Annotated in this window: 14 protein-coding genes; 11 read left to right on the forward strand and 3 right to left on the reverse strand. The window is 49.1% G+C overall.

From position 1 onward, the window contains the following. The first annotated feature begins 138 nt into the window (after nucleotides 1-138). The 11 genes from B0181_RS02200 to B0181_RS02250 all read left to right on the forward strand — a co-directional run bounded on the left by B0181_RS02200 (nucleotide 139) and on the right by B0181_RS02250 (nucleotide 11,667). Entirely contained in the window at nucleotides 139-441 is a 303-nt protein-coding gene (locus B0181_RS02200) for an SH3 domain-containing protein (protein WP_158078922.1), read from the forward strand. A gap of 76 nt (nucleotides 442-517) precedes the next feature. Then, nucleotides 518-1,447 (forward strand): M15 family metallopeptidase, encoded by a 930-nt coding sequence (locus B0181_RS02205; RefSeq protein WP_078275861.1) that lies wholly within the window; start codon nucleotides 518-520, stop codon nucleotides 1,445-1,447. Between the two features lie 248 nt (nucleotides 1,448-1,695). Next, the gene (gene fadB, locus B0181_RS02210) at nucleotides 1,696-3,849 is read left to right on the forward strand and encodes a fatty acid oxidation complex subunit alpha FadB (protein ID WP_078275862.1); all 2,154 of its coding nucleotides are present in this window, start codon (nucleotides 1,696-1,698) and stop codon (nucleotides 3,847-3,849) included. 28 nt (nucleotides 3,850-3,877) lie between these two features. Then, nucleotides 3,878-4,135, forward strand: a complete 258-nt coding sequence (locus B0181_RS02215; protein WP_078275863.1) for a hypothetical protein — start codon at nucleotides 3,878-3,880, stop codon at nucleotides 4,133-4,135. Next, nucleotides 4,120-4,515: a type II toxin-antitoxin system VapC family toxin gene (locus tag B0181_RS02220; RefSeq protein WP_078275864.1), complete on the forward strand. Its 396-nt coding sequence runs from the start codon at nucleotides 4,120-4,122 to the stop codon at nucleotides 4,513-4,515. The genes B0181_RS02215 and B0181_RS02220 overlap by 16 nt, the downstream gene beginning before the upstream one ends. Before the next feature lie 18 nt (nucleotides 4,516-4,533). Next, on the forward strand, nucleotides 4,534-5,706 hold the full coding sequence (gene fadA, locus B0181_RS02225) for an acetyl-CoA C-acyltransferase FadA (protein WP_078275865.1): 1,173 nt from the start codon (nucleotides 4,534-4,536) through the stop codon (nucleotides 5,704-5,706). A 273-nt stretch (nucleotides 5,707-5,979) separates the two neighbouring features. After that, nucleotides 5,980-7,242, forward strand: a complete 1,263-nt coding sequence (gene gltS / locus B0181_RS02230) for a sodium/glutamate symporter (RefSeq protein ID WP_078275866.1) — start codon at nucleotides 5,980-5,982, stop codon at nucleotides 7,240-7,242. A gap of 299 nt (nucleotides 7,243-7,541) precedes the next feature. After that, nucleotides 7,542-8,537 (forward strand): siderophore ABC transporter substrate-binding protein, encoded by a 996-nt coding sequence (locus tag B0181_RS02235; RefSeq protein WP_078275867.1) that lies wholly within the window; start codon nucleotides 7,542-7,544, stop codon nucleotides 8,535-8,537. Between the two features lie 98 nt (nucleotides 8,538-8,635). Further along, a complete protein-coding gene (locus B0181_RS02240) occupies nucleotides 8,636-9,640 on the forward strand; it encodes an ABC transporter permease (RefSeq protein WP_078275868.1) in 1,005 nt (334 codons plus the stop codon). Between the two features lie 246 nt (nucleotides 9,641-9,886). Then, the gene (locus tag B0181_RS02245) at nucleotides 9,887-10,912 is read left to right on the forward strand and encodes an iron chelate uptake ABC transporter family permease subunit (RefSeq protein WP_207384343.1); all 1,026 of its coding nucleotides are present in this window, start codon (nucleotides 9,887-9,889) and stop codon (nucleotides 10,910-10,912) included. Next, nucleotides 10,909-11,667: an iron ABC transporter ATP-binding protein gene (locus B0181_RS02250; protein WP_078275869.1), complete on the forward strand. Its 759-nt coding sequence runs from the start codon at nucleotides 10,909-10,911 to the stop codon at nucleotides 11,665-11,667. Before B0181_RS02245 ends, B0181_RS02250 begins: the two co-directional genes overlap by 4 nt. 185 nt (nucleotides 11,668-11,852) lie before the next feature. Here the strand turns inward: B0181_RS02250 and B0181_RS02255 are convergent, their stop codons facing one another. The 3 genes from B0181_RS02255 to tatC all read right to left on the reverse strand — a co-directional run bounded on the left by B0181_RS02255 (nucleotide 11,853) and on the right by tatC (nucleotide 15,821). Next, a complete protein-coding gene (locus B0181_RS02255) occupies nucleotides 11,853-12,872 on the reverse strand; it encodes a tRNA dihydrouridine synthase (protein WP_078275870.1) in 1,020 nt (339 codons plus the stop codon). Nucleotides 12,873-13,163: 291 nt separating this feature from the next. Continuing rightward, entirely contained in the window at nucleotides 13,164-14,648 is a 1,485-nt protein-coding gene (locus B0181_RS02260) for a UvrD-helicase domain-containing protein (RefSeq protein ID WP_078275931.1), read from the reverse strand. Between the two features lie 396 nt (nucleotides 14,649-15,044). Then, nucleotides 15,045-15,821: a twin-arginine translocase subunit TatC gene (gene tatC, locus B0181_RS02265; protein ID WP_078275871.1), complete on the reverse strand. Its 777-nt coding sequence runs from the start codon at nucleotides 15,819-15,821 to the stop codon at nucleotides 15,045-15,047. Nucleotides 15,822-15,965: the final 144 nt, after the last annotated feature.

Below are 15,965 nucleotides of genomic sequence, written 5' to 3' on the forward strand. Positions count from 1 at the left end.
TTTAGGGCTAATCTACTACAGCCCCTTTTTTTATTTTTTATTTTTTTTGAAATTTGGTTGATATGTGTTAGTTTACGTAATATAATGAAACTAATGTATATAGTATGTTTACATTTTGTGTTTACTGGAGAAATAAAAATGCACACCAAACTTGCTCTTTCTGGCATCATTGCTTGCGCATTGGCAGCAACTGCGACAACAACAACTGCGGTAGCTGCTGGACCAGCTGCCACAGGCGGTGGCTATGCTTGCACGCACAATCCAAACAGTAGCGTGCGTATTCGCGCGAATGCTGGTACGAATTACCGCATTCTTGGGGGTGTTCCAAACGGTCGTTATGTTACCGTTCGTGGCTCAAAATACGGCACGGATGGTAATTTGTGGTACAGAGTATCGTACGGCCGTATCACTGGCTGGGCGCGTTACGATTACATTTGCTAATCGCTTTTTATCACTTCGAGCGGTTCGAAAGGCTGCTCGGAGTTTTTATTATATATAATTTGCTATAGGTGTGATAATGCAAAAACGCACACGAGATTTTTTGATTGGCGGCAGTTTGATGGCGATTGGCGCAGGTATGCTGGCACACGCAAGCAGTGGCTTTGTGGTAACGGATGGCAAGAAAGAGCTTGGTCCTGCTGCTAATACAAAGATGTCTGCACCAAAAATTGTCAGCTCTGAGCAAGGCCCGACAATTCAACAACCAACCGTGGATAGTATCAGCGCCACCACAGAACAATCAAAAGCGCAGTTTAGAAATGAGCAGCCAAATAATGCAAATTTCGCAACCCCTGCAAACCTTACAAATACCGCCAGCTCTGCAACAGGGCCAGCGGCGAATCGTTTGACGCAGCCGATGCCTGTAACTGAAATGCCTGTGCATACGCCACAGCTAAGCCATGTGTCGGAAGCCAAATGCGCGCCTGAAGCGCTGGCGGTAGGCATCAAGCATTTTAGATACGCTGATGCGTCAAGCAGCGATCTTGTGTGGAGTGGCTATGGCAGTCGTAACGATGCGAAATATAAAATACATCGTGAGGCAAAAGATGCCTTGCAAGAGCTTGTCAGAGCTGCTAAGCAAGATGGCGTAACGCTAACTCCGGGATCTATTTTCCGCAGTTCAGCACGCCAAAGACAGATTGTTAATAACAAGAAGAACCAAGGTCAAAGCGCCAGACAGATTTATTACACGTCGTCACACCCTGGGTTTTCAGAGCATCATACGGGGCTTGCGGTTGATTTTACGCCGATCGATCATGGATTTGCCAAATCTGCAGGCTATCGTTGGCTGAAACAAAATGCCCACCGTTATGGCTGGCATCAGACTTTCACCGAGGACTATAAAGCGTACAGCGGCGTTTCTGTAGAATCTTGGCATTGGCGCTACGAAGGCAAGAATCAAGAATTTGCTCATATTTTTGCGGCGAGCAAAAGTAGATTGTGTTGATTGATTGCAAATCCTGATGGATTATTGAAGTTTAAGAGCGACCCCTTGAAGTTATCTTTAAGGGGTTTGCTGTTATTTGTATTATGACTAATTTTGCACACCCCAAAAATGACCGAAAAGTCATTTTCTGCCCAAAAATTCACGGTTTTTTCATGCGCACTGTGTTATATTAAAAGCACTTGTGCCAAAGCTGTCGCAAGCTACAAGCGGCTTTGGCAAAGTTGGTAACAAAACCACGAGGAGACATCATGATTTATCAAGGAAAAAACCTAAGCGTTGCGCTGATTGATGGCACGGACGGCATTGCCAAGCTGCATTTTGACGCAGCCGATGAAAGCGTGAATAAATTTGACGCAGCGACCAACGCTGAATTTAAAGAAGCGGTAACCGCACTAGAAAACTCAAGTCAAATCAAAGGCTTGATTGTTACTTCTGGCAAAAAAGTTTTTATCGCAGGGGCGGACATCACCGAATTTGTGGGCTATTTTCAAAAGCCGACCAGCGAGCTTGAAGCGTGGCTTTTGGAGATTAACAGCACCTTTAACCGCTTTGAAGACTTGCCATTCCCAAAAGTGGCGGCAATCAATGGCGCGGCACTTGGCGGTGGCTGTGAGATGACTTTGGTGTGCGAATACCGCGTGATGGGTCAGTCAGGGCAAATCGGCTTGCCAGAAACTAAGCTTGGCATTTTCCCGGGCTTTGGCGGCAGTGTGCGCACGCCACGCGTCATCGGCATTGACAACGCCCTAGAAGCCATTGCTACTGGCAAGGCGCACAAGCCAGCGGACGCACTCAAAATCGGTTTTGTGGACGCAGTGGTGGCAGACGATGTGCTAGAAAGTGCAGCGATTGATTTGGTACAAAAGTGCATCGCAGGTGAGATTGACTGGCAAGCCAAGCGTGCCGAGAAGCTAAACCCTGTGCGTCTGTCGCAGCTTGAGCAAGCGATGGCGTTCACTTCTGCCAAGGGCGTGATTTTCGCCAAAGCCAATCCAAAGCAGTACCCTGCGGTGGCGCTGGCGGTGGAAGCGATTGAAAAACACGTCAATCTAAAACGTGATGACGCCATTAAAATTGAAGCCAAAAACTTCGCGGCAGCAGCAGTTACTCCGCAGGCGGCAGCGTTGGTGGGCTTATTTTTGAATGACCAAGTGGTGAAAAAACTTGCCAAAAAAGCCAGCCAAGGCGCAAGCGACATCAAAGAAGCGGCGGTGCTTGGCGCAGGCATTATGGGCGGTGGTATCGCTTATCAAGCAGCGAGCAAAGGCTTGCCAATCATCATGAAAGACATCAAGTCCGAGCAGCTTGAGCTTGGCATGAATGAAGCGAGCAAGCTGCTTGGCAAGGAAGTGGAGCGCGGCAAACTAACGCCTGCCAAGATGGGCGAGACCCTAAGCCGCATTCGCCCAACGCTCAATTATGGTGATTTTGGCAACACCGACATCGTGATTGAAGCGGTGGTGGAAAATCCAGCGGTGAAAAAATCTGTGCTGGCAGAAGTGGAAGCGCTTGCCAAAGACGATGCCATCATTGCGTCAAACACGTCCACCATTTCTATCACTGAGCTTGCCACTGCGCTAAAACGCCCAGAAAATTTCGTGGGTATGCACTTTTTTAACCCTGTGCACCGTATGCCTTTGGTAGAAGTGATTCGTGGCGAGAAATCGAGCGATGCGGCGATTGCCACGACTGTGGCTTTGGCACAAAAAATGGGCAAAGTGCCTGTCGTGGTGAATGATTGCCCGGGCTTTTTGGTGAATCGTGTGCTGTTCCCGTATTTTGGGGCGTTTGATTTGCTGGTCAAAGAAGGTGTGGATTTTGCTGCCATTGATAAGACGATGGAGAAATTTGGCTGGCCGATGGGTCCTGCGTATTTGATTGACGTGGTGGGCTTGGACACGGGCGTGCATGGCGCAGCCGTGATGGCGCAAGGTTTCCCTGACCGCATGAAGCCTGATTTTAAAGGCAGCATTGAGCATTTGTTTGAGCAAAATCGCTTGGGACAAAAAAACGGCGCAGGCTTTTATAAGTACGAAATTGACAAAAAAGGTAAGCCGGAAAAGAGCGCGGACGTTGCCACTTATGAGCTGCTAAAAGCGGTACAAGACGGCACAAAAGAGGCTAGCGAGCAAGAAATCATTGACCGCATGATGCTTGCCTTCTGTAACGAAACCGTGCGCTGCCTAGAAGATGGCATCGTGGGTACGCCAGCAGAAGCGGACATGGCGATGATTATGGGCGTGGGCTTTCCGCCGTTTCGTGGCGGGGCGTGCCGCTACATTGACCAAGTTGGCGTGAGTGAATTTGTGGCATTGTGCGACAAATACGCCTACCTTGGCAAAGCGTACGAAGCACCAGCATTGCTGCGTAAAATGGCAAGCGAAGGCAAGACGTTTTATTGATTACCATTAAATAAAAAAAGGATCGGATATGCCAAACCTAGCACAAACTTTGCCACAAGAAATCCAAACGGTACTGCCGATGATGGCAGGGCTAAATCTTGAGCAACGTGCATATCTTGCCAGCTTTTTATTAAATCCGCCAGCGCACCGTGCCAGTCGTCTTGGGGCGAATGCGCTTGGAGTTACTCATGTGAGTGATGATTTTGATGACGAGCTGGGCGATGATTTTTGGTTGGGTGATGATACGGATAATCTGAGTGAAAAAGCGGCATGGCAAGCTACCTAGTAGACACGCACGTTTATCTTTGGGCGGATCACGCGGTTCATAAACTTTGCCCAAAGGTGCGTGAAATTTTGGCAAATCCCAAGCATACAATTTATCTAAGCATGGCGTCTTTATGGGAAATGCAGATAAAAATCCAGCTCGGCAAACTGACACTGGATACACCGCTCCAAGAAGCGATGAACCGTGTTTGCAAGCAAGGATTGTATCAGATTTTGCCAATCAAGCTATCGCATCTGTGGACGCTTGAGCGGTTGCCGCATTTACACAATGATCCTTTCGACCGCTTGTTAATGGCACAAAGTTTGAATGAAAAATTGCCATTCATCACTGCTGACAGCAAAATATTGCAATATGGCATGATTGAATGTGTCGCAAACTAATTTTAAGGAAAGACTAAGATGACAACACTAAGTGCAAAAGATGTCGTAATTGTGGACGGTGTGCGCACCGCAATGGGCAAATCCAAAAACGGTATGTTTCGCCATGTGCGTGCCGAAGCGTTATCGGCTGAGCTGATGAAAGCCTTGATTGAGCGCAACAATCTTGACCCAAATGTGATTGAAGACATCATCTGGGGCTGTGTGAACCAAACCCTAGAGCAAGGCTGGAACATCGCGCGCCATGCCGCATTGCTGGCGGACATTCCAAAGCAAGTCGCTGCGCAAACGGTGAATCGCCTGTGTGGTTCATCCATGCAAGCACTGCACACCGCCGCCGCCCAAATCATGACCAACCAAGGCGATGTGTTTATCATCGGTGGCGTGGAGCATATGGGACACGTTGCGATGATGCACGGCGTGGATATTAACCCTGCTGCGTCCAAGCACATTGCCAAAGCGTCAAACATGATGGGCTTGACCGCAGAAATGCTGGGACGACTAAACGGCATTACTCGTGCCGAGCAAGACGCTTTTGCGCTTGCCAGCCACCAAAAAGCCGCCAAAGCCACCGCAGAAGGCAAGTTTGCCAACGAAATCGTGGGCGTGGAAGGGCATGATGAAGCAGGCCGCTTGCAAAACTGCACGGTGGACGAAGTGATTCGCTTTGACGCAAGTCTTGAAAGTCTAGAAAAACTAAAACCTGTCTTTGACCCAAAAAACGGCACGGTAACGGCAGGTACGGCTTCAGCGCTGTCAGACGGTGCGTCAGCCATGCTGGTGATGAGCGCCGCCAAAGCCAAAGCCTTGGGGCTAAAACCACGCGCACGCATTCGTGGCATGGCGGTGGCAGGTTGTGATGCTGCCATCATGGGCTATGGGCCTGTGCCAGCCACTCAAAAAGCACTAAAACGTGCTGGCGTGAATTTGTCAGACATTCAGACCATTGAGCTGAACGAAGCCTTTGCTGCGCAAGGCTTGTCGGTGCTAAAAGGCTTGGATTTGTACGACAAACAAGACATCGTCAACCTAAACGGCGGTGCAATCGCGCTTGGGCATCCGCTGGGCTGCTCGGGTTCTCGTATCACCACCACGCTTTTGAACGTGATGGAGCAGCAAGACACCCAGCTGGGACTTGCCACCATGTGCATTGGCTTGGGTCAAGGCATTGCCACCATTATTGAGCGTGTGTAAGAAGCTCACCGCTGACATTAAAACCAAGCTGTCTGACGATGGCTTGGTTTTTTAGCCCTTTAATAAAATTTGCGCATTTTGACTATACAAATGGAAAATGCTAAAATATTTCCCTAAAGTTACGCTGCGTATTCCTTTTGGTTAAATATGGTGCAAATTGACACGCAAACACACCAAAATACGCAGCAAAAACGCACAGGCAAGGTGGACAATTAGAAAAGTCCGCCTTTATTTGTCTGCGCGATAAGATGATAAATTTTGTTGGAGTGGCGTATGGAATTTACGTTAAACGGTTATTACACGCTGATTTTGGCGACTTTGGTGCTTTTGGTCGGCAAATTTTTGGTAAAACGCATTAAATTTTTGTCGGATTTTAACATTCCTGAACCTGTGGCTGGCGGTCTTGTGGGCGCGGCGATTGTGTACGCATTGAACGTGATGTTTGGCTACAGTTTTAATTTTCAAAAAGAGCTGCAAACCGCGTGTATGCTGATGTTTTTTGCGTCTATTGGCTTGTCGGCAGATTTTAGCCGTCTAAAAGCAGGCGGTACAGGCTTGGTGATTTTCTTGGTCGTGGTGTCGGCGTTCATCATTTTGCAAGACGTGGTGGGCGTTGGCATGGCGATGGCACTGGGCATTGACCCATTGCTGGGCTTGGTGGCAGGCTCGGTGTCTTTGACAGGCGGTCATGGCACGGCTGGCGCATGGGGCGCAACTTTTGAAGACACTTATGGTGTCGTGGGCGCAACCACGCTGGGCATTGCTTGTGCGACTTATGGCTTGGTATCGGGCGGTATCATTGGCGGCCCTGTGGCGAAGCGTTTGATTGGTAAACTTGGCATGAAGCCCCAAGAAGCCGCTGCCACTGCCACTGCGTCAAACGCACGCAGCCTAGATGGCGCACCAAACAAAACCGATAATGACGACTACTCAGGTGAAGAAATCTTTGAAAAGGCGGACAATGTGCGCCTAATCACCGCCACTTCTGCGGTAGAAACGCTGGCTTTGTTTGCGGCGTGTTTGGCGTTTTCTGACATCATGGTGGGCGTGGCAAAAGGCACTTGGTTTGAGTTGCCGCAGTTTGTTTGGGCGTTGTTTGGCGGTGTGGTGCTGCGTAATGCGTTGACGAATATTTTTAATTTTGATATGTTTGACCGCGCGATTGACGTGTTTGGCAACGCTGCTTTGTCGTTGTTTTTGGCGATGGCGCTATTGTCGCTAAAACTGTGGGAACTTGCCGATTTGGCAGGCCCGATTTTGGTGATTTTGCTGGTGCAAACGGTGGTGATGGTGCTGTACGCAACTTTTGTAACTTACCGAATCATGGGCAAAGACTACGATTCTGCGGTGCTGGCGGCAGGTCATTGCGGCTTTGGTATGGGCGCAACGCCAACCGCCATCGCCAATATGCAGGCAATCACCGACCGCTATTTGCCATCGCACAAGGCGTTTTTGATTGTGCCGATGGTTGGTGCGTTCTTTGTGGACATCGTGAACGTGGCGATTTTGCAAGGCTTTATTGCGTTCATCGCTTAATTTGCCATTTCGCCATTTTAAAATCCCCGTCATGCGATGGGGATTTTTTGTGGAAAATAAAACCTGAAAACTTGGCTTAAATTTGCTTTACCACGCCAAATTTTTAGCAAAAATCCACTAAATCCGAAATTTAAACAAAAAACATTCTCATTATCATTGCAAATTCGCCAAAAATCCGCTATGATAAGGCGATTTTCAAATATTCTCAAAAATGAATATTGAAAAAACCAATCTTTAACTATCAGTCCAGAACGACTTTAAAAGCAACTTTAAAAACATCTTGAAAAAAGGAGCATAAAATGACATTGAAAAAATTGATGGCGATGATGGGCGTATCGGCTTTGGCATTGAGCATGGCAGCGTGCAGCAAGCCAGCCGAGCAAGCTGGTGAAGCGGCAACCGAAGCGAAAACCGAAACCGCAGCAGAAGCTAACGCAGGCGAGACCACCATCACCACCGCAGAAGGTGAGCAAAGCATTGCGGTAAATCCAAGTCCTTTGGCGGTGTATGACATGACCGCCATGCAAAACTTGACCGCGCTTGGCGTGGTGGCGCAGGGCTTGCCAGAAATCACTCCAGAGCGCATGGAGCTTTATAATTTTAAAGTGGCGGACGCACCAGAAGCGGCAAATATTGGTACATTGACCGAGCCGAATTTGGAAAATTTACACGCTTTACAACCAAAAGCAGTGTTCTTTGGCAGCCGCATGGCAGAAAAAGCGGACGCGCTTAAGCAAGTTGCGCCAACGTATAATTTGACCATTGACACCAGCGATGTGTACAAATCAAGCAAGCAGCAGCTGGCGGATTTTGGACGTGTGTTCAATAAAGTAGAAGAAGCTGCCAAGCTACAAGCCGACATTGACGCAGCGATTGAAGAAGCTAAAAAAGCAGTCGCTGGCAAGGGCAATGGTCTTGCGGTTTTGGTGAACGGCAATAAAATCAGCGCCTATGGCAAAAATTCACGTTATGGCTTTTTGCACACCACGCTTGGCATTCCGATGGCGGACGAGCATATCAAAGAAGCACGCCACGGTCAGCCGATTTCATTTGAATACATTCAAAAAACCAACCCTGACTGGATTTTTGTACTAGACCGTGCGGCGGCTGTGGGCGAAGAAGGCGAAGCGGCTTCTGTGGTGCTGGATAACCCATTGGTGAAACAAACCACTGCAGGACAAAAAGGTCAAATCGTGTATTTGAGCGCAGATTCTTATTTGGCGTTTGGCGGCTATTATCAATGGCTAAAAGACACCAAAATCATCACTGACGCCTTTAATAAAGCAAGCAACTAATCCATTGCGCCAAGCGTGCCGATGTGCGCTTGGTGCTTTTTATTTTGGCGATGATGCCAATTTGTCAATCCATTTAATCATTCGTAAAACCAATCAGCATGACAGCAATCACCACGCCCAACCAAAAACAGCCTTGGCGCTTATCGCCTAGGGTTGTGAATTTTGGCAGCTTGCTTGTCATGCTGCTGCTGATTTTGGTGAGTGTATCGGTGGGTGTGGCGGATTTTTCTTGGCAAGGGCTGTTTTCACTGGCGACAGGAGAGCGCAGCGACCTTGAGCTTTTGCTCATCAGCCGTTTGCCACGCACTTTGGCAATTATCCTGACAGGCGTATCCATGTCGGTGGCAGGCATGATGATGCAGGTGATTTTAAAAAACCGCTTCGTTGAGCCGTCCATGGTGGGCGCAACGCAATCGGCAGCTTTTGGTATGCTTGCCATCAGTTTGCTGGTGCCGACTGCGACACTGAGCATGAAAATGGCGGTTGCAACGCTGTGCGCGCTTGGCGGCATGGTGATTTTTATGCGCCTGATTCGCCGTTTGCCTGCGACTGATTATCTGATGATTCCGCTGGTTGGCATTGTGTTTAGCGGCATTATTGAAGCGATTACCACGTTCATCGCCTACCAAACCGAGACGCTGCAGCTGTTATCCGTATGGACGTTTGGCGATTTTTCTGGCGTGCTGGCTGGCCGCTATGAAATGCTGTGGCTGACAGGCGTGCTGTGCGCCATCGCTTATGTGATTGCCGATAAACTCACCATCGTTGGGCTTGGCGACACCATTGCCAAAAATCTAGGCGTGAACCGAGAAGCGGTGCTGTGGGCAGGCATTAGCATGGTGGCGATGATTAGCGCCGTGGTGGTGATTACGGTGGGGGCGATTCCGTTTGTGGGCTTGGTCGTGCCAAACATCATCAGCCGTATGATGGGCGATCAACTCAAGCGCACCTTGCCAGCGGTGGCGCTTTTGGGTGCATCTGCGGTGCTTTTGTGCGACATCATTGGGCGCACCGTACGTTATCCGTTTGAAGTGCCTGTGGCAACGGTGTTTGGCGTTTTGGGTGCGGCGGTGTTTTTGTGGCTGCTGTTTCGCAAGGGTTAGTTTGTCAGATTGATTTGATAAAAATTGAATTTGACAAAAAACCGATTTGGCAAAAACTGATTTGATAAGCTGCTCAACTAAACCGATTGGCGGGTTTGACCTTGTAAATTTGATTTTATTTCACCAAGTAAACCCATTTCGCCAGCCTAATTGAACGCCAAAACCAATAAAACCAAATCAATCCGCCCAAGCCTATCTATCAACATTTTAAAATCAGCTCATGCAAGACAACTCATGCAAAAACCCATGCAAGAACACACCACCCACGCTTCATCTGACTCACCGAGCTTAATTTTGCGCACCTTTGCCATGCTGCGCGCACGCCCTGAGTGGGTGTGTCTTTTGCTTTTGGTGGTAAGTTCGCTGGTGTTTTTGACGTGGGGCGTGCAAAGCTGGGAATTTGCCTTGCCGCTGCGCAGCCAAAAGCTCATCGCCCTTTGTGTGGTGGGATTTGCCATCGGCACGTCCACGCTGCTGTTTCAGACGCTCACGCACAACCCAATTTTAACGCCTGCGCTGCTTGGCTTTGATGCGCTGTATGTGCTGATTAACAGCGTGCTGGTGCTGTTTTTGGGCGTGGTGCATTTTAGTACCATGAATCCGCTTGTTAAATTCGGCATTGAAGTGGGGCTGATGCTGGGTATGTCTTTGCTGATGTTTCGGTTTTTATTCACCAAAGACAGGCAGGATTTGACACGGCTGATTTTGGTGGGCGTGGTTTTTGGCGTGCTGTTTCGTTCGCTGTCTAGCCTTGTGGCACGGCTAATTAACCCTGATGATTTCATCACTGTGCAGGCGGCAAGCTATGCGCAGTTTAACACCATCAACACTCAGCTGCTCACCGTGAGCGTCATCGTGTGCGTACTGGCAGGCGTGATGATGTGGCGGCTGCGCCATCAGTGCGATGTGCTGCTTTTGGGTAAATCTTGCGCCATCAATTTAGGCATTGATTATCGTAAATTAAGCCTTGCGCTGCTGAGTATCATTGCGCTTTTGGTGGCGGTGTCCACGGCGTTGGTTGGGCCTGTTACCTTTTTGGGGCTTTTGGTGTGCGCCATCACCAATCAGCTGACACGCTCCATGCACCACGCCAAGCGGCTGGTTTTGGTGGCGCTGGTTTCTATGCTGGTTTTGGTGCTGGGGCAGGCGCTGTTTGAGCACGGGCTAAAGATGGCGGGCGTGCTGTCGGTGGTGATTGAGCTGGTGGGCGGCGTGGTGTTTTTGCTGCTGATTTTTAAAGAATACAGACTAAAAGATGGGCGAGTGTTATGATTGCGGTTGAAAATGTGTCTTATGCGGTGGGCGATTTTGCCATTTTGCATGATGTGTCGCTGACTTTACCGACTGGGCAAATCATTGCGCTGATTGGCCCAAATGGCGCAGGCAAGTCCACGCTGTTTTCACTGATGTCACGCCTAAATCCTTTACAATCTGGCAAAGTGGCGTTTGGTGAGCATGACATCGCCACCACAGACGCAAAATCTTTGGCAAAAGTCGTTGCCATGCTGACCCAAGAAAACCATGTGCAAGGCAGATTGCGTGTGCGTGAGCTTTTGATGTTTGGGCGTTATCCGTATCATCAAGGTCGCCCCACGCAGGCGGATACGGATAAGGTGAATGAGATTATCCATGCGTTTGAGCTTGAGGCGCTGGCGGATCGCTTTTTGTCGGATTTGTCTGGTGGGCAGCGTCAGCGTGTGCTGATTGCGATGATTGTGTGCCAAGACACGCCATATTTGCTGCTTGATGAGCCTTTGAACAATCTGGATATGTATCACGCTGGGCGGCTGATGCGCAAGCTAAAAACCTTGACCACGCAGGGCAAGACAGTCGTCATCGTGCTGCACGACATCAACCAAGCGGCGCAATTTGCCGATACGGTGGTGATGATGAAATCAGGCGAAGTGGTGAGCGTGGGCGCGCCTGTGGACGTGCTGACTGCCAAATCCATGAAGGCGCTGTACGATGTGGACGTAACTGTACTTACACATAATGGCAAACCTGTGATTGTTGATGTGATGCAGTAGCAGTGCGTTAATTGTGCAAATTAAGATGGCTTGGTGTTTTGCCAAGCCTTTTTTGTGGTTTTTTAATTGGTAGGTTTGGCTGATTACAACTTTATCAATTTGGTTTTGCAATTTAGATTATCAATTCAACTTTGCCATTCAAATTGCCAATTTACTTCACCAAGCCAATTTTGCAAACTTAGCATTTACGCTTGGCGAACACTACTTTCCAATTTCTCAACAATCTCCGCTTTATCCTTAAGTTTTTTGATGTCGTGCCACAGTGCATCTGCTTCAGCGTAGCCTTTTGTCAGCATACCCAGCCATTGTTTGTAGCGACCAATCAGCCCTGATTGGTTGTCGGTGTTGTCCGCCAAAAACAGCTTTTGCGCTGCCACAAGTTTATCCCACGTCAGCTGAGCGTTGGCGTTGTTAAGAGTATCGCCATTCAAATCATCAGCCACGCAGGCGTGATTGATGGCGGCAATCAAATCTGGACGAGTAACCGCCCCACGCCCCAGCATCAAGTGCGGCGTGCCTGATTGCGCCACGCAGGTTTGGGCGTGTGCGGCATTCCAAATCTCGCCATTGGCAATCACAGGCAAACCAAGCTCGGTAAACGGACGAATCAGCTCCCAATAAGCAGGCGGTTTGTAGCCTTGGGTTTTGGTGCGTGCATGGACGGTGAGCCAGCTGGCGTTCGCCGATTGCACGGCTTGTCCGATGTCGTGCATTTTGCTGGTGTCGGTGTAGCCTAGGCGGATTTTTGCCGACACAGGAATGTGCGCAGGCACGGCAGCACGCACTGCACTGATGATGGTGTACAGCGTTTCTGGTTCTTCTAGCAGCACCGAGCCGCCTTTGTGATTGTTCACGGTTTTGGCAGGGCAGCCGAAGTTTAGGTCAATCGCAGGCGCACCAAGACTTACCGCTGTTACCGCGCTTTGTGCCATGGTGTCAGGATTATTGCCCAAAAGCTGTACATGAATGGGCGTGCCGCTTGCGGTCTTGCCAGCCGTGCGCAGCTCTGGCACATATTTATAAAAAACGTGTGCAGGCAGTGGATAATGCGTTACACGGATAAATTCGCTCACCGACCAATCATAAGGCGCACCTAAATCCTGCGCCAGCCGCGTCAAAATGCGACGCATCAAAGGGTCGGTCAAGCCTTCCATCGGCGCAAGTAGGCGCACAGGCTTGGCAAAAAGGGAGTGAAAATCTTGCATGGCGTGATAGGGATTTGGGTTAAAAGTGGGTTGAAAATTGGTGGAAATCGGGTTAAAAGTGGGCTGAAAATCGGTGAAATTGGACTAAAAATTGGTTGGGTTTGTGGGCAAACTTGGCTAAATGGGCGTTCAGTTGCAATCGGTAATTTATCTTTTCATTCAACGATTTGTCTTTTAATTCAATAAGTTGTCTTAAAATCACCGCTTAAAAATTCCGCCTAAAACATGGATTTTATCAGTCAAATTCGCTTGCCATTTTAGCGCATGAGTTAGTGCACAACTTTGCCAATTTTACCCATAAACCAGCTTTTTATCTTCAGAAGTCAAACCGCTTAATAAATCGTAAATGTGGTGTACGTCCAGCACGTCTTTGGCGCGCGTGCAGGCGACATACAAAAGGCGCAGCTCTTCTGGCGTGATTTTGACGCTGTGGCGATTGACATCGTACAAAAAATCATCGCTGATTTGCACGCGTCCCCATTCTAGCCCTTTTGCCTTGTGGGCGGTGGACACCACATAGTCGGCAGCCCTTGGCGTGCTTAGGTTATTGATGGCGTGGCTGATGGTTTGCGTGCCGTGCTCTTCAATGAGTTTGACCCACGTTTTTAAATCGCTGCCTTCGCCTGTTTCGCTGAACTCTTGGACTTCGCCCCAATGGTTAAAAAACGCCAGCTCAGGAATGCCGTAGGCGGATTTACCGTTTTTTAGGCTTTCGGCAGCGTGGCAAAAGCGCAAAATGCGTGCGCTGTCGGCTTCTAGGGCGACTTTATGCCCAAGTTTTAGCCCGGTCAGCAGATGGCTGATGGCATTGGCATTGGTGCGGCAAAGGATTGCGTCTTTGGTGCCAGTCATGCGGCGGCTGGTCATGCTTTGGCGATTTGGGTTGCCTTTTAGGGGAATTTCTTCTTGTAATGCCTTTAAAAACACGTTGGCAACATCGGCAATCGGCTCGCCAAAACGAAACGACTGTGTGAGCAGCGTCTGCGGATAAGGCAGGCGTTTCATGGCGTTTAATGCGCCGCGCCATTCGTAGATTTGCTGGTGTGCATCGCCCACATAGATGGTCTGCTTGTCTTGCTTAATCAATGCGCCCATCATCAAAGGGTCTGCGTCTTGGGCTTCGTCAAACAGCACAAAATCGGCAGGAATGATGGGATTTGACAGCGTCCACAGTTTTAAATAAATGTCATGCCCAATGCCAGAAGGGTGGCGCGGGTCAATGGATTGCAGCCAGCGTTTTTCAAGCGCAGGGTACAAATGCGCACGCAGCCGCTCGCTGTCGGCATCGCTTAGCCAAGAAGGTGGCGTGATGTGGCGCGGCGCAGGATAAGTGGACGAAGTTTTACAAAAATTAGTTACCGCTTCGCTGACGATGTTGGCAAGTTTGGCAGGTGTGAGCGTTACCGCCTTTTTAATGCCGTCCACCGTGCGCTCTACCGAAATGGCGCTTAGGTCTAAATCCGCCGCCAAGCGAGATGGCGTCAGGCGTGGCAAGCTGACTTTGGCGGTGATATCTCGGCTGACGTGGCGATATGCCAGCGAATGAAAGGTCTGGCAGCGCACATTTCTGGGGAATTTGCCTTGCGCTTCGGTGGCGATGGCTTTGTTGAACGCCAAATACAGCCCACGCCCACGCAGATTGTTGCTGATTAGGCTAAGTGTCGTGGTTTTGCCTGCACCCGCATAGGCGACGATTTTAAACGACTGCCCCGTCATTGCCATCTCAAGGGCGGCAATTTGCTCGGCAGTTGGGGTGTGTGGCGTGGCGTGATTCATGCTTGGCGTGTGGCAGGCTGATTTTGGGTTGAATTTGGCTTGGTAAAAATTATCAAGCAAGCGCACATTATACCACCGCTTTTGATAAATTGGAAAAATTTGGTTTTTAAATGGTGGGTTTAAAGAGTTGTCTTAAAAAACGTTGAGTTTTGCTTTGCTAGCTCAACTTACGGACATGGTTTTTCCCGTTCGCCCTGAGCCTGTCGAAGGGTAAACGTGGCGGAAGTTTGGATTTGGTAAAGATTAAATCCAAAAACCGCCCATGGTTCGACAAGCTCACCACGAACGGTTTTTTGAACAGTTTTATGTGACATGATGGCTTATCACTCGGAATGTTGGGTTGCGCTTACGCTCACCCAGCCTACAAGCACTGCATTTTTTGCGCCTGCTGAAAAATCAAGCGGTTTTATTATCAAGCGATGGCTTGACAAGCACTCTTGCCAAAATTAACCCTGCTTCAAACAGCAAACACATCGGCACCGCCAGCATAATCATGCTCCAGCCGTCTGGTGGCGTAACCAAAGCGGCAATAAAAAAGCAGCCCACGATGATGTAGCGGCGTTTGTCGGCAAGCGCTTGCGGCGTAACAATGCGCATCAGCACAAGCAAAAGCGTAATCACAGGAATTTCAAACATTGCACCAAACACCAAAAACAGCTTCATCACAAAGCCAAGATAGCTGTCAATGTCGGTCATGGGAATGACGTTGTCAGGCGCAAAACTGATGAAAAATTTCAGCGCAGGCATCAGCACCGCAAAGTAAGCAAACGCCACGCCCACATAAAAAAGCACGGTCGCAGCCAGTAGCAGTGGCGTGGCGACACGTTTTTCGTGCTTATATAAACCGGGGGCGATAAATCCCCAAATCTGCCACAAAACAAACGGTACAACCAAAAACAGCGCTACAAAAAACGTCAGGCGAATGGGCGCAAGAAAGTTTGACGCCACATCGGTGGCAATCATGCTGGCATTGTCAGGCAGCAGGGCGACCAGTGGATTTGACACCAAATCATAAATATCACGGCTAAATCCCACCAGTGCCAAAAACACCACAACCACCGCCACGACAATCTTGATCAAGCGGCTGCGCAGCTCGGCAAAATGCGCCATCAGCGGCATATCGCCATCGTTTGGCGTGTCTTTTGGCTTGTCGGTGCTTTGGGTGTCGTTCATGGTGATGGATTTTGGTTGCGGGTTTGTGGGCGGGGTTTGGTTTTTAAATTAAAAATGAATTTTAAGGCGGATTTTGACCAAAATTTAAGTAAAATTTATCATGCCAAATTGATTTATTGCACAAAATTGATAATGCCAAACTTA

The sequence above is a fragment of the Moraxella caviae genome, assembly GCF_002014985.1.
Taxonomy (GTDB): Bacteria; Pseudomonadota; Gammaproteobacteria; order Pseudomonadales; family Moraxellaceae; genus Moraxella; species Moraxella caviae.

Coding starts and splice junctions, on each gene's coding strand:
- B0181_RS02255 (WP_078275870.1), bottom strand. CDS start 12,872: ATGCAAGATTTTCACTCCCTTTTTGCCAAGCCTGTGCGCCTACTTGCG.
- tatC (WP_078275871.1), bottom strand. CDS start 15,821: ATGAACGACACCCAAAGCACCGACAAGCCAAAAGACACGCCAAACGAT.
- B0181_RS02220 (WP_078275864.1), top strand. CDS start 4,120: ATGGCAAGCTACCTAGTAGACACGCACGTTTATCTTTGGGCGGATCAC.
- B0181_RS02240 (WP_078275868.1), top strand. CDS start 8,636: ATGACAGCAATCACCACGCCCAACCAAAAACAGCCTTGGCGCTTATCG.
- gltS (WP_078275866.1), top strand. CDS start 5,980: ATGGAATTTACGTTAAACGGTTATTACACGCTGATTTTGGCGACTTTG.
- B0181_RS02215 (WP_078275863.1), top strand. CDS start 3,878: ATGCCAAACCTAGCACAAACTTTGCCACAAGAAATCCAAACGGTACTG.
- B0181_RS02260 (WP_078275931.1), bottom strand. CDS start 14,648: ATGAATCACGCCACGCCACACACCCCAACTGCCGAGCAAATTGCCGCC.
- B0181_RS02205 (WP_078275861.1), top strand. CDS start 518: ATGCAAAAACGCACACGAGATTTTTTGATTGGCGGCAGTTTGATGGCG.
- fadA (WP_078275865.1), top strand. CDS start 4,534: ATGACAACACTAAGTGCAAAAGATGTCGTAATTGTGGACGGTGTGCGC.
- fadB (WP_078275862.1), top strand. CDS start 1,696: ATGATTTATCAAGGAAAAAACCTAAGCGTTGCGCTGATTGATGGCACG.
- B0181_RS02200 (WP_158078922.1), top strand. CDS start 139: ATGCACACCAAACTTGCTCTTTCTGGCATCATTGCTTGCGCATTGGCA.
- B0181_RS02250 (WP_078275869.1), top strand. CDS start 10,909: ATGATTGCGGTTGAAAATGTGTCTTATGCGGTGGGCGATTTTGCCATT.
- B0181_RS02245 (WP_207384343.1), top strand. CDS start 9,887: ATGCAAGAACACACCACCCACGCTTCATCTGACTCACCGAGCTTAATT.
- B0181_RS02235 (WP_078275867.1), top strand. CDS start 7,542: ATGACATTGAAAAAATTGATGGCGATGATGGGCGTATCGGCTTTGGCA.